Source organism: Candidatus Gracilibacteria bacterium (genome assembly GCA_041661045.1).
Taxonomy (GTDB): Bacteria; Patescibacteriota; Gracilibacteria; order UBA1369; family 2-02-FULL-48-14; genus 2-02-FULL-48-14.
Map to the genome: position 1 here is coordinate 837,245 of JBAZVE010000001.1, position 13,485 is coordinate 850,729.

The following is a 13,485-nucleotide window of genomic DNA, read 5'->3' on the forward strand; positions in this document are numbered from 1 at the left end:
GCTATCTTTTCCTCATAGCCTTCAGCACTTTGAGGTACATGGCTTCCACGATTTTTTCCTGTGCTTTCCCGGTGGTCACATAGTGGTCGAGTCCGGGGGCGGCATTGATCTCAATAATATAATAGCCGTCTTTTTTTGGAGCTTCGGTAATTTCTCCTTCAGTCACCATGATGTCCACGCCGGCTATCCGGAGACCCATGTCTTTTGTCAGACGGATCGCGATTTTTTTGAATTTTGGATGGATGGTGGCTGTTACATCTTTTGATTCGCCGCCGGTGGAGAGGTTGGAGTTTGGGAGTAGAGTTATGCTTTCACCCTTGGCGAGCACGGTTCTCAAGTTTTTGTCCTTCGATTTCAACATTTTTAAGATGCGTGGATCGCGAAGGTTGATGCGCGTGTCTCGTTTTTTCTTTTTAAAAAGTTTCTGTTTAGCTACCAGCAGTTCACTAATATTTTTTTGTCCGTCTCCCGTTACTGAAAGCGCAACCCTTTCGTATGCAGAAATGATCTTGCCATCAAGCGTCACCACTCGGTAATCCCTTCCGGGCTTATACTCTTCCACAATAGCGACCCGATCATCTTCAAATGCGTCGTTCAGTGCGCGGAGCAATTCTTTTGAATTATGCACCAAGGTGACTCCGTGCCCCTGACTGGAAGAATTTGGTTTTACGATGAGGGGATATCCGATTTTTTTCGCATAGCTCAGGGCCGTTTTGGCCGTGTCTTTGCTTCCAATTACTTTTGCCCACCAAGGTTTAAAAAATTCTTTACCGTTGGCTACCGGGTAGCCCATTTTTTGCATAAAAAATTTCGCAAAGCCTTTGTCCTTTGCAATATCCGACGCGCCGACAGGATTGAGGTCCAGCGTATAGAAACGAAGATAGCGATTCACTCCATTGCTGTAACGGATTTGTGCCACAATCTTCCATTTCGGTTCAACAATGACTTTCGCGCCCACTTTAGGAGCCAACTTTTGTATGAGCGCGGTTAGGTAGGGCGTTTCTTTTTTCATTCAACGAGTCAGGTAAGACCAGTAAACTCTATACATATCGTAGGGTTTTTGCACGGTGAAATGGAAGACTATTTTAAGGTCAACTATCCCAAAGCTCTGGAGCGAGTCAAAGTATTGGCTGAAAGAAAGAAATGATGGCTGCTGGCGTGCTGTAGTACCCTACAGCACGCCATTCTTTTGTTGTAATTATTACTCGGTTCCCCCCCCCGTGGACTGTCACAAAGGTTACAGCAATTCTTATATTTACTAGATATGAGGCGTGCTGCCGCGAGAGGCAAGCTCTCTCATTTTAGCTGCATCTTCCTCTTCGCCTTCTGGATTCACAAATACGGAAGGAATAGCCGTTTTAATATCTCCCCTTATGGTGATTCCGCTCATTGTAAAAAACTCTTCCGGACGAGTAGGACCCTCTATCGTTGGGTCTTTAGGTGTGGTTCCTTCGATCTCAGCTCCTTCTGATTGTTTAGGTTCGTGTGTCATAATATTTTGGGTTAAAGATAGTTAATAAATTTCTGATTGAGTAAGATTTTCCCTGTGCGCCAGCCTTTCTTTCCACCGTTGGATGGTGCTGGGGCTGATGTTTAGGTACTGAGCCGCTTTGCGGATGCTGATGCCGTGTTCCATCAGTTGGACGCCCCGCTGGATGACTTGTGGCTCCGACCTTAGCCCAAAGTAGATTCCATTTTTGTGAGCTACCCATGTTTTATTGCACATGGTGCACTTGAAACGCTTCTTTTTTTGGCTGTGAACCACCACACATGCTTGGGGGCACATTGCGTTGGGGCAGCTTTGATTTTGGATGCTTATAGTATTCATAAAATATTTGAAAAATCCCGCGGAGCTTGCGGGACTTAATGTTTTTAAATTTTACTTTAAATTATTCCCGCGAGCTTGGTAGAAGCGCGAGAAGTAGGAGGGTGGAAACGTTTTGTTGACTGATGAAATCCATAATTATTTTGAAAGCTAGCTCATCGTACCGGGTAACTTGACTAATGTCAATGATGGCGTGCTTGTAGCGTGTGGAGCTGACTACAGAAAAAGTTGCACTCATGCCCAAGGATAAGAAGGATACGATATTGCCTTATTGTTGAAAATGTGGTTCTGTATCTTCCTATAATCTTATGCCTTTGAGCCATGGGGAGTTTAGATGGATTGGTGAGAACCTTTGATTGGAAGGCCTCCTTCCCTCGAGTAGTGGATATTCTTCGCTTAGATCCCGCTGAACAAGAGAGAGAGGCTCATCTACAAACTTTAATTTCTGACCTTAGACAGAAGATTATTGTGATTGTTGGTCCGTATGGTGCCGGCAAATCGGTTTTAAGCTCAAAAATGGTTGGTCCACATGTTGTTAAGGTTGGGGAATTTGCGGGTTATTTAAGGAAAAATCCATATTTTTTTGATTTGGATATTTTTAAGGGAAAAACCTTGGTCTGTGAGGCACATCCTGTCTTTTTGATGCTTGACTATAGGGGTGCACTTGGAATTGACCCTTATCTTATTGAACGGCCTTTTCTGGCGGATGATCTTGTAGGTGAAATCCTTAGAGAAGGGATGAAGGTGCCATTTGAAATGGTGCCCTCTTTTGTGGAGTTAATCGCAGGCAGTACAGAATCTATTTTTAGATTGGGTCATAGACTCAGTAGTACTCGTTTTTCCTTGGACTATGATGAGCAAGAACATGGCCTCAGTCAGGGTTTGGTTTCTAGCTTGCGTATAGATAGTAATTTTATTCCTAAAAGCGTTGCTAATTATGATACCCAGCATAAGGCGGGGGCTTTTTTGCGACGAGTTCATTTTGGTGAGGCAACTCCGGAAGAAATTGCTGAGCATTTGCCTCTAATGGTTCGGATGGGGTTTGTGGTTGAGAATGATTCCGGTGTTCGCTTGCGCTCACCGTTGATTCGATCCTTGTTCGACAGTAATGGCCAATCGGCTTATGTACATCCATTGTCCTCTGACTCAGAGGCCTCTGGGGGGGGAGATACGGTGGTCTATGTCCATGTCTAGTACTTTGCTTTCTTCATGAACTCAAAGACTTGTCTTAGTTGAAGAATTCTAAGATCTCACTGACATTGTCGATCACTTTATCTGCTTGAGAGAAATCGGTTCCTTTGGAGTATGCTGTTGGACAAATAAAGCAGGGGAGGCCGGCTCTCTTTGCAGCAGTTAGCCCTCGTCCAGTATCTTCAATCACTAGGCATTCGCTTTTTTTAAAGCCACTTATTCTCCATGCTTTAAGATAGGGTTCTGGATGGGGTTTGATTTGCTCCACTTCATCACCGCAAATAGTGAAGTCAAAATATTTCCCTAAGCCTGTTGCTTTCATGATTTGGTTGAAATGCATCCGTGGGCTCGTTGTAACGATTCCCATTGGCACTCTCCCGTACAATTCCTCTAGGGTAGGAATGACCCCTTCCATAACTTCGACATTTTTCTTCAATTCCTTAAAGTAAAGTTCATCCCTTCTTTCTCTTAACTTTTGAATAGTCTCTTCGTCTATGCCCGCAGCCTCTGCAAGTTCAAAGCTGCTTCTGCCTTTCTTCAAGCATTCATTTGCATTCCACTCTTCGGTTAATTCTATACCAACACTCGCGAGTACTTTCTGTGTTGCTAGAAAAAATGGAACTTCAGTGTTCACAAGGGTTCCATCATTGTCCCAGAAGATTGTTTTGAATTTCATGGTGTGAGTATAGCAAAATCACTAAAAGCGATCTTTAAACTTTTTTAAGAACCACTCGTCCAAGTAGGGAAGGTATTCCCTTTGTTTTTCTGACGGAAGTTTGAAGAAATCGATATGACAAAGTTTGCTGCAGCTTGAAGCTCCGCAGTGGCATTCCCAAGTGAATTCTCCATATCCTCCGATACGATAATCAAAGAACAGTTCATCACCCGCCTGGATATCTTTCATTGCGAGGACCTTTCGTTTTCCATCAATAGTTTTTAAGTAAACATTCGGTTCACAAGAATGATTGATGTATCGTTCTGGTTCCATCCATAGGATGTCGTTCCCGTCGAAAGAATCGATATAATTATGCTCAGCTTCAGGAACTGCTGTGGGGTCTCCAATAATGTGAGAATCATCGATTTCGAGAATCATCTTTCCCTCCGGGATTTTTTCAGTAGCAAATACTCCTTTGCCATGGATATTTGAGCTTTTGGTTTCAATCATAAATATTTCATGAATAGTAGAAAGACCGGCTTCCCTTCAGTACTTTCTTCAATCCCTTTGATGCAATCCTTTTGAGCTTCCTGTTGCCACTCGCTTTCAGGATTCCAAGCCCACGGTACGGTGAGCTTTTTGAAGTCTTCGATTTTTCCTTGGCGGATTTGGATCATGGCGAAAGTATAGCGCATCACTCAATAATTGGCTCCCCAAGTTGGAAGCCATTAGAACTGCTCTTGTGGCTTCTTGCCAAGACAATGGCTTTATGTTAATGTGGCTGTACAATTCGTTTCCTTACCTATAACTATATGTTTGAGTTTCACCTCGGTAAGGGGCTCACTCTTTCTTCGGAAGAGCTTAAGGCTCCTTTATTGCTTCTCGGTCGGTCTGGTCAGGGCAAGTCCACTTTTTTGATGCAGTTTGTTTTAGAACTCATTAAAAATAAGCAATCTGGTTTGCTTTACGATCCTTATGGAGATTTGACTTTGAGTATTCAAAAGCATCTGCAGTCGGAAGAGGCGAAGTCTTTTGTCCAAGTATTAAATCAGGATGAAGATTTACCTGGCTTTGATGGGTCTAAGTTTTTACTTGTTTCGGGGAATTTAATGGAAGAGGGAACTCGCATTACTGCAAAGAAAGCTCAAGCCTTTCTTAAGGCGTATGTATCACTCAAGTCTGATGGCTGGCTCATTGTTGATGAGGCTTTTGATTTAATGGATGAAGAATTATTTGATTTCTATGTGAATAGGGAAGGTAAACAAAAGATTCTCCTCTCTGCAGAAGAACTTGTTGGACTTTCGAAAATAGAAAGAGAACGGCTCCTCCGGGTGGTTCAGTCTATCGTTGCATATAAGACAAGAAAACTATGTGCGAAATGGTTGAGTGAATATCAACCTGTTTTCAAGACCAAAGACATGGAGGCGATTAAACAGTACCATTTTCAATACTCGATGGGTGATCAATTTGGCTACGATAGTGTTCGATGGCCCCTTGAGGATATTTGATCTGCAAAATTAAATGGCTCCCCAAGTTGGAGGCAATTAGAGCTGCTTGTATCTCCCTATGTATTTAAGGAGTTTCTTCAAACACAGTTTCGACCTGTCTACGAGTTTCGTCTATGTAAAATCTAACTTTATAAGGCCCTTCACTTCCCCAATCTACTCCATCAATATGGGCTATTGCTTGATCAGGGTGTCTTTCTGGATGAAATCGGTCACTGGTGACGACGAAACCATATGTGTCAGCTACCTCTTTAACTTCACTTCTTACCCGACTCCACTTTACTCGACTACATCCAGAGCGGGATCTGGCAATTCTTTGGAGAGGGGCTTCAATTGGTTCTATTTCAGGCTGTATCAATTGTGAAATTCTTGTTCCTCCTAACATGATTTTGGGGGTTAAATGTTTTGTAAAAAAAAACCGCTGGTATTTACCGCGGTTTACCTTTTTGATGTTTTAGAATGATTTATTCCACAAAAAGTCTCCGCGGGTTGACTAGAAGGAGCTCTAGGAGGTTTTTGTTGAAATATGTTTCTGCTCTGCGAGTCATGGTTTGACTATTATTTGTGTGGATTATGCTAGTTCTTTACTTTTGGTGCGTCAACTATTTGTACTCGTTAACCGTGCTTGTAACCTGAAAATGATGATGGCTCCCCAAGCTGGAGGCAATTCGAACTAGTTTGCTAATTGGTATGTCTGAATTTCCTCGGGGAAAAGTAGCCTGATACTATCTAGACTTAAGTGGGTTAGGCCTAGGCCGTTCCAGAGATATTGAGTGATTTCTTTGCTTGGGTACTCAACATTTATTTCATCTTTCCAATCGATGATCATGTGTGGGCATTGGTCACAGGTGGGGTCGTAGCCGATCGCTAAATCTTCTTTGATTTTGTGAGTGACCTCACCATTTTCTAGCTTCAATATGAATAGCTTGGTTTCAAGTGGATAATCTTCACTATAGTTAAATGTTGCGAAACCAATATATTTTCCATCTGGACTGTATCCAAATGGAGTCACAAAACTATCTTCATAGAATGAAATCAAATCAGTTGTTTCTTTTGTTTCGACTTTGTAATGCTGCCAAATATTGCTGTAATTTTCGCTGAATACAATCGATTGAAGATCGGGTGAAAAGAAATAATTTGTGCTGATTGGTAACTCTGCCAGTTGCTCATTCGTCAATCGTTTTCTTTGTGTGTCATCATAAAGTGGTCCGTTCCAATACTGGTCATCGTATATTATTGATTCAATGTGTTCTAAGCTGTATCTGCCATCAAATTCTGATTTAACTTTGTTTATTTCTTCGATTTGGCTCACTTCTTCTGTTGACTCTTGATCATTTTCAACAGAGCCTGCTGGGATTGGTTCACATGCACTAAATAGTAGTGTGGTTAAAAGAAGAAGAGATATTTTTTTCATTTGTAGGATCATTAAGTGTTTACTTGGGTTCAGTGTAGCAAAAGTTCGATCATTCAGCTCCCCAAATTGGGAGTAATTAGAACTTTGCTACAGGTTAATTGAAGGGCAAAAACTCCTCTAATTTGTAGTAGTGTTCGTCTACTTTGACACTGCCTGGAATTTCTTCGTAAAGATGAACCGTTATTCCGGCACCTATACTACTGAGAGAGTAAATGTAGAAAACTGGTCTAGAGGTCTCTGCGTAGTTTTGTGGATCGTAGTGAAGTTCAAAATCGTCGCCAAGAGTCTTTTGGAGCTCTTTGAGGAGCTCATCGTCTTCAATGTAAAGCACATCGGCACCACTCTGAAGTACCCACTCGGGAGTTTCCCCCTCGATTATGATCGAATAAACAGGTGTTGTGGCATATTCTTTCATTAGAGGGTAACTTCCTGTTTCTTCATGATATTTTTTTAATGCTTCTACATAATAGTTGAAATCTGCGATTCTCGTCAGGTCTGCGTCAGCTTGATAATTGTCCTCAAAGGACCCACAGCCACTTATGAGTAGTAAGGTAATAAGGAAGACGGAAAGAAGAGCTGTTTTCATTAAGGCGTTTTAAACAGGGTTATTTTAGAGGATTTGGTTTGAACTGCAAAACTAAATGGCTCCCGACTTGAGGCGCTACTTCGAACACTGATGGTTTACCCTGGAATAGTAGAGGAGCCCCTTATTCGTGCTCTTAGGCATAGCACCTGGAAGGAGGAAACTCACCTGATGCGGAAAGAGTTAGCCGATGTCTTATAAGTCTTCCCATGTTGGGAAGGAACATACTTAGGAGAGTCGTCTTTCGAGGAACTTCTTTTGATCTTCTTGAAAAACTTCCTTGCTGGCTGTTCTCCAGTTGAAGGAACTAAAAAGTTTCAAAGCGTCTTCTAAAGCGAAGCGTGCATGGTCGCTTATGATGTCTGCTTTGGTGATGTCGTGAATGAATGTAATTTTATCACTGGGAAAATCGCATGTATAAATTGACCTAAGATGTCGATCCCTACTCCAGAAAAAGAGGGTTCTGTCTTTGACTCCAATCAGCTCAATTTCTAAGTGGAGGGAGTCGCCTAAGTAGCCAGCTTGGGCAAGTCTGGAAGTGAACAGAAATATTTCATTAAGCCTGTACAGCGTTGAAAGAACGTCCAAAAACCTATAAGGCTCTGTGCCTTCTTCGACTCCGAAATGAAAGCGTTGTCTAATCGCTTCAGCATCTTCTTCCTCAATCAGCCAATCCTCTCTGGTTCCAAAGTAGTGCACAAACTGCCCACTTAGAAAATACCGCCAGTATTCATATTCGGATCCGCGTTCCGAGCTACATTTTGAATGTATGCTATCTTCGCTTGCCGCGGATGTGTCTCGATCCACATGAGGGTAATCCCATCCACGTAAGTCTACCTTGTTTTCATCAATTACTTTTTTAGCTACATCAAGTGAGCTTATCAGGTTAGATTCAAACTTATTTGGGCGAACTAGCACCTTCCAGTAGCCTTTGCTTTTAATTGTATTTAGCAACTCATTTGTATCGATCATAGGTCTTCAAGTTGTTGATTAAAATGATCCGCATCCGCCACTGTTTGAGTGGCAGCATCAAGTAGTTTCCAGGGGATCTTCGACACAAGCTGATTTTGATGTCTATCGAGTAGGAGGTCAACAAAATCCCTCCATTCTCTATGCCCCGATATTTCCCTTGATTCTACTGGAGATTTAGAACGTATGTAAACAGCACCCTCCCGCAAGGCTAAGTTCCCTAGATGTGCACCACCTGCTGGATTTATTGATACGGTTTTTGTGCACACTATTGGTAATGCGTTTGCTTCTTGAACCTGAATTACAACGAAGAGTTTCTCCGTGCCATCTGCTTCAGTAACTTGTCCTTTTTCGAGAGTGAAATCTATTGAAGGCTGTGCATGATTGTTCATGTATCTGCCGATTGTGTCATATTCATAAGAATTTACCTCTGTCTGTGATAAACCGACTGGATTGAAAGTTCCATCCTCAACGCCAATTATTATGACTCCTCCATCTCTACTGTTTGACATAGCCATCATCGCTTTCGCAATGAAGTTGTTCGTTTGTCCATTGCCCCAGGTTAGATTTGCCTTGAATTCTACATTAACTCGTTCTTGACCAAGGTAAATAAACTGCTTTAGGTCGTCATTGAATTCGGACAGGGGCATTTTAGAATAAGTAACCTTGGCATTGTAGCCAAACTGTTCCAGGCTGACAAATACATGTTGTGACGCTTAAGTAATCTAGAATTGCTGTAGTTTCCAAGGTGCCTGCAAGACTTAGACTTTATTTAAGCAGCATTTTTTGTATTTTTTTCCACTATTACAAAAACAAGCATCATTTCTCCCGATTTTTTTTAATTTCTTGTCTTGTACTGTCATAGGCTTACCTGTTTTAAGTGCAATTTTTTCTACTTTTTCCAAATTTTCGTCATGCATCCATTTTTCTTTGCTAAAAACGAGACTATCCACCATCCGTTTACTTCCTTCGTAGCTTCCAATCCCAAGCCATAGATCAGCTTTTGTTTTGTACTTTCTCGCCATTGCATGAGTTAAAATATGTTTATCTAAAGTGCCTATGCTATCTGGCATACAAATGAAACTCACGCCGCTCTTCCCCTCTTCAAAGATCATTGTCACATCATGTATCTGAGGATCGATCCTTGTTTTTATCTTCACGGAATTTATAGCTTCAATTAGTCGATCCGCGCCATCTCCTGCAAGGTCGTATAAGTAAAAGAGGGCATCGGTAAAGCCAGCAATTTGTGAGTTTTTAACCTCTGCTATAAGTTTCTCAAAATCCTTGTTATACCAAGAATGGTGTAATCGTTCTGTTGCTTCGGTTATGGGTTGGTGTCCTTTTAAGGCAGGGAAGTTGGCATCTATGAGTTGAGCCAAACTTTCATCTGCAAATATCATATCTGCATCGGGGTCTCTGAATAGTTTTCTTTTAAGATGCCATCCCAATAGAGCAATTTCAGAAGTACCTCTGAAGTATTCTGAAAGATCTATCCTTTGTCTAAGATAGTAGAGAAACTCAAATGGATCTTGCAGGTAGAAGCATAATATATCTAGATCAAAAATACTTATGGCAACTGGATAAGGCAGTTCATCACTCTTCTGTAAATATACGTCTACTTGATGAGTGATGGCGGGATAGGTATCCGATGTTAAGCAAATAATATAAGCATCTTCGATCGGTTCTTTTAGACTTAATTCATTACCATCTTCATCTATAAGTTTATTTGTCCCTGAGAGTAGTGTTTCTCTGCAAACTACACCTTGATCATATGCATCTTGAATGGCCTTTTGAAAATCTTTTTTTAATGTTTCTTTATCGCCCTTTTTTGAAAGCTCCGTCAGTCTCTTTGCTTTAGATTGTATGATTATTGATTTGTTCCCTGTAAGAACCAGGATATCAATATCTGAAATTGTTTCTTTCTTACTCTTTTTGACTTTTACATTTCTATAAATATTTTCTACTCCAAAAATCTTTTCTAACCGTTCTATAGCTATTTCCTCATTGGTTGAACCCCTGTGTTCAAAGGACTTGTCCTTGTAAACCTTGTCTTCTGCCATCCAGTAAAAGGGGCTTTCGTATATTGATTGAGCTAAACTAAAACTTATTGGCAAGAAAAACTTGTCATCATCTAGCCTAATTATGGGATGTGACTCCATCACATTGTACTGTCCGATACTTAAAAATCCTTTGTTTTCAATCCCTGGTTTAATAGAAAAATTTTCTAGAAAGGCGGTCACCGTTTTCTCGTCAAAGTCTTTTAACAAGTCAGTTCGATTGAAAGTGAAAATATTTAGAATGAAATGACAATACTCCTCAAAGGAAGCTGGTTTTTTAAGCCCTAACTTTTTTTGTTCTGAAAGTTTTTTCAATTTTTGAGATATGAGAGCCATCTTTTTCATTTCAATGCCGCGATTTTTTTTAAGCCATAGTTCATCGTATTTATACTTTTTCGGTGCGAATTCCCAATACTCAAAATCGTATGCACCTGAATTTCCATAGAAAATTGCTTCAGTCATTATCTCTCCAGATCCAAATTTTTCTTTCATCAGATCCTTTTTCTCTTTATCGGTCATCTGCCTAGTTTTTTCAATATCCTCTTTTAGAATCTCTGGGATATAGCTATTGAGTTCAGTGTGAAGATCACGGAAGGCCTCATATATTCTTTGTGCCTGTTTAGCTGTTTCTTCTTTGGTTATAAGATTTACTTTTATAGGATGTTTGATAAATAATCCAAGGAGGAAGTTAAGCTCCTGAAAACTTAGCCGTTCCCTCCAGTCGATGTCTGCCGCTTCATTGGGATCAAAGAAAAGGTCGTTCTTTAACAAAATCGCTAGGGTATGAATAAACCCTGGCTCTTTAGTGATAGCCTCAAGTTTACCGATCAACTCTGTTTTCTTGTCCACGCCCATTTATCGTTGATAACTTGCCCTAGTAAACCACGCATTACACTAAAAGTAGAGGAGATGAATGTTGATGCTGGAAGGCGTATTTTACTTATGAATTCCTATGCCTACTTGCTCTTTTGTCTCTATACCCAGCTTTTTATAAAGCTGTTCTGTACCTTTCCACCATACGATAGCTAGAAAACATACCAAAGCGGACAATAATCCTTCTTTGACCTCCAAACGTATAAATGATCCAATGCTCCCAGCAAGAGGTAGCCACCAAAATAACAAGCAAAATAGCCCAACTACTCCTATCAGTTTGATAAGCATTTCGTAGCACCATCCCTCAAATTTAGTTTGTTTCTCCATAACGGTGAATTGCCCTTAGTAAACACCAACGATCGTTGGTTCTCAATAGAAGGTGTTCCAAGGAAGATGATCTTGTGGCAAAAGACATCGTAATTCAATTCGGGAAGCATATAAGAGAACTGCGTCTTGAAAGGGAGTTTACTCAAGAAGAGTTGGCTAGTCGTTCAAAGATCAGTTTGAAATATATTCAAAAGATTGAAGGTAGAAACCCACCAAATCTTGGGCTCGTGGCACTACAAAAATTAGCAAATGGATTTGATGTGCCACTTTGGAGACTACTTAAATTCTAAAGGGCTAATACCTCTTGCTGGGCGCCTTTTTTATAGTTTCGTATCGTTAAAGTAACGGACACGAAAACAACATTTATTTGACATGTGTCGGATATTTTTATATAGGGTTAATGTTCTTTAGGTGGGAACCTCCATGGGATATGGACTGGACCACCGTATGAACTGGTCACGGACCAGCGCGGTTGTACGCAAAGCGATTCGCTTGATAGGCTTATACCTCGGTATGAGCTGAATGTTGCATATCTATGTACTGCTAAAGAAGACGAGTAAGGGCCAGCATCCCCTGGTTCCTGAAAGAAATCCCGAAGTACATAGGTCTGCCCAACTTACGCAGTACAGCTAGCGACTGAACCCACTAACTAAACCTTATAAGTTTATGTTAGTGATTTTATGTCGCGGAATATAAGTAAAATACAAAAAAGAGGCTTTGAGCCTTATCGAGATAAGAAGGATTATTTGGCTGATCTATCTAAAGTCTTTCGCAAAGACTATGGTGTGGAGTTTTCTGAAAAAGAATTGGCTGAAATTGGAGGTAACCTAGATGCTTTTCTAGGTGTTTTCTGCTGATTTTTCAGCTAAAATATAGTCATAAACCTTATGCCTCTCCGTACTGCCGTTTACATCCGAAGATCATCGGAAGACCACGATGAAAAACAGATCCATTCCATTGAAAGACAGGAAGGAGATTTAAGTAGGTATTTTGAAAAAGAAACTAAATTAGAGTCAGATTTGTATAAACTGGAGTCCGATCCTGCAAAGAATTTTTATCGAGAAGATGCCTCGGCAAAAAAACCAGGTAGGAAACAGTTCAATCAAATGTTAGAAGAACTTCGAAGGAATAAATATGATGTCCTTTTGTGCACTGATCTCACGCGTCTTTCCAGAAATGCCATTGATAACGGAGCTTTAGTTCAGCTTTTGGAAGATGGCCATCTCAAAGAGATTCGTACTCTAGATAAGGTCTTTACGACCATTCCCACGGATAAATTCACTTTATCTCTGTTTTTAGCGGTCTCCAAGTATGAGAACGATCAAAGAGCGCTCAATACAATTTCAGGCCTCCAGAAGCAAAAGTGGGATGGAAAGACGACCCATCGTGCACCTATGGGGTATGTCAATAAAGGGGAGAGAAAAGGTGATCATTGGGTAGAAAAGGATGGTGATAATTTTGATAAGGCTCGTCAAATTTGGGACCTTTTCTTTATGGGGAACTATACCATTGATGCCTTAAGAGATCATGCTCGTGATATAGGCCTTACTTACATTGCTCATGGCCGTAGGGACTTCCCAAAAAGCCAGACGATTCGCTATATGCTTTCCAATCCTTACTATATGGCGAAAGTTCTTTGGAGTGATAAACGGTCAGGTGTGGAGGAATGGAGGGAAGGGCAGCACCCTATGATGGTTACTCAAGAAGAGTTTGATAAAGCTCAAATGATTCTGGAGAAAAATGGTTATAAGCATGCCAAACTTAATAAGGCCGTGGATATTGTCGAAATTATCAAAACCTTGGCGGTGAGTGGCATTTATACTCGCAAAAACGCCAAAGGGGAGATTGCTCGTGCTCCTATGATTTATGAAGAAAAGTTCCGCTATAAATGCACCCATTGTGGGCATCGCTACTTCTCTGTTGCTAAAAATCCATGTCCCGAGTGTTCCACCATTGTAAGCAATGCAACTCCTGTAGAGCATATGCAGAGGTTTTCCCACCTCTTGGACGCCAATACCAAGAAGGACTCGATTAAATTTGATCTTGTCCTTGATGCGCTCAAGGATGCATTAAGCACCCTTTATAT

Annotated in this window: 15 protein-coding genes; 4 read left to right on the top strand and 11 right to left on the bottom strand. The window is 40.9% G+C overall.

The annotated features are described in order from the left end of the window. Position 1 precedes the first annotated feature (1 nt). The 3 genes from WC777_04115 to WC777_04125 form a co-directional block, all read right to left on the bottom strand. Positions 2–1,012: a cyanophycin synthetase gene (locus tag WC777_04115; GenBank protein MFA6024370.1), complete on the bottom strand. Its 1,011-nt coding sequence runs from the start codon at positions 1,010–1,012 to the stop codon at positions 2–4. A 246-nt stretch (positions 1,013–1,258) separates the two neighbouring features. Continuing rightward, positions 1,259–1,492, bottom strand: coding sequence for a hypothetical protein (locus tag WC777_04120; protein MFA6024371.1), 234 nt, complete (start codon positions 1,490–1,492; stop codon positions 1,259–1,261). Between the two features lie 21 nt (positions 1,493–1,513). Continuing rightward, positions 1,514–1,828 (bottom strand): helix-turn-helix domain-containing protein, encoded by a 315-nt coding sequence (locus tag WC777_04125; GenBank protein ID MFA6024372.1) that lies wholly within the window; start codon positions 1,826–1,828, stop codon positions 1,514–1,516. Positions 1,829–2,146: 318 nt separating this feature from the next. On the opposite strand from WC777_04125, the gene WC777_04130 reads away from it, so the two are divergent. After that, the gene (locus WC777_04130) at positions 2,147–3,019 is read left to right on the top strand and encodes a hypothetical protein (GenBank protein MFA6024373.1); all 873 of its coding nucleotides are present in this window, start codon (positions 2,147–2,149) and stop codon (positions 3,017–3,019) included. Positions 3,020–3,053: 34 nt separating this feature from the next. Here the strand turns inward: WC777_04130 and WC777_04135 are convergent, their stop codons facing one another. Then, positions 3,054–3,692 carry an HAD family phosphatase gene (locus WC777_04135; protein ID MFA6024374.1) on the bottom strand — a complete coding sequence of 213 codons (639 nt, stop codon included), beginning with the start codon at positions 3,690–3,692 and terminating at the stop codon, positions 3,054–3,056. Positions 3,693–3,713: 21 nt separating this feature from the next. Beyond that, the gene (locus tag WC777_04140; GenBank protein MFA6024375.1) at positions 3,714–4,181 is read right to left on the bottom strand and encodes an SET domain-containing protein-lysine N-methyltransferase; all 468 of its coding nucleotides are present in this window, start codon (positions 4,179–4,181) and stop codon (positions 3,714–3,716) included. Positions 4,182–4,483: 302 nt separating this feature from the next. Here WC777_04140 and WC777_04145 point away from each other — a divergent pair, with 302 nt between their 5' ends. Continuing rightward, the gene (locus WC777_04145) at positions 4,484–5,305 is read left to right on the top strand and encodes a hypothetical protein (protein MFA6024376.1); all 822 of its coding nucleotides are present in this window, start codon (positions 4,484–4,486) and stop codon (positions 5,303–5,305) included. A 544-nt stretch (positions 5,306–5,849) separates the two neighbouring features. Here WC777_04145 and WC777_04150 read toward each other — a convergent pair. The 6 genes from WC777_04150 to WC777_04175 form a co-directional block, all read right to left on the bottom strand. Next, a complete protein-coding gene (locus WC777_04150) occupies positions 5,850–6,590 on the bottom strand; it encodes a hypothetical protein (protein ID MFA6024377.1) in 741 nt (246 codons plus the stop codon). Positions 6,591–6,684: 94 nt separating this feature from the next. Next, positions 6,685–7,176, bottom strand: coding sequence for a hypothetical protein (locus WC777_04155; GenBank protein ID MFA6024378.1), 492 nt, complete (start codon positions 7,174–7,176; stop codon positions 6,685–6,687). 225 nt (positions 7,177–7,401) lie between these two features. Then, entirely contained in the window at positions 7,402–8,145 is a 744-nt protein-coding gene (locus tag WC777_04160) for a hypothetical protein (GenBank protein MFA6024379.1), read from the bottom strand. Beyond that, the gene (locus WC777_04165; protein MFA6024380.1) at positions 8,121–8,792 is read right to left on the bottom strand and encodes an ATP-binding protein; all 672 of its coding nucleotides are present in this window, start codon (positions 8,790–8,792) and stop codon (positions 8,121–8,123) included. Before WC777_04165 ends, WC777_04160 begins: the two co-directional genes overlap by 25 nt. A gap of 111 nt (positions 8,793–8,903) precedes the next feature. Further along, positions 8,904–11,048, bottom strand: a complete 2,145-nt coding sequence (locus WC777_04170) for an SEC-C metal-binding domain-containing protein (protein ID MFA6024381.1) — start codon at positions 11,046–11,048, stop codon at positions 8,904–8,906. Positions 11,049–11,135: 87 nt separating this feature from the next. Next, the gene (locus tag WC777_04175; protein ID MFA6024382.1) at positions 11,136–11,399 is read right to left on the bottom strand and encodes a hypothetical protein; all 264 of its coding nucleotides are present in this window, start codon (positions 11,397–11,399) and stop codon (positions 11,136–11,138) included. Between the two features lie 74 nt (positions 11,400–11,473). Between WC777_04175 and WC777_04180 the strand changes: the two genes are divergently transcribed. Continuing rightward, positions 11,474–11,689, top strand: a complete 216-nt coding sequence (locus WC777_04180) for a helix-turn-helix transcriptional regulator (GenBank protein ID MFA6024383.1) — start codon at positions 11,474–11,476, stop codon at positions 11,687–11,689. Between the two features lie 390 nt (positions 11,690–12,079). Continuing rightward, positions 12,080–12,268 (top strand): hypothetical protein, encoded by a 189-nt coding sequence (locus tag WC777_04185; protein MFA6024384.1) that lies wholly within the window; start codon positions 12,080–12,082, stop codon positions 12,266–12,268. The last annotated feature ends 1,217 nt before the right edge of the window (positions 12,269–13,485 follow it).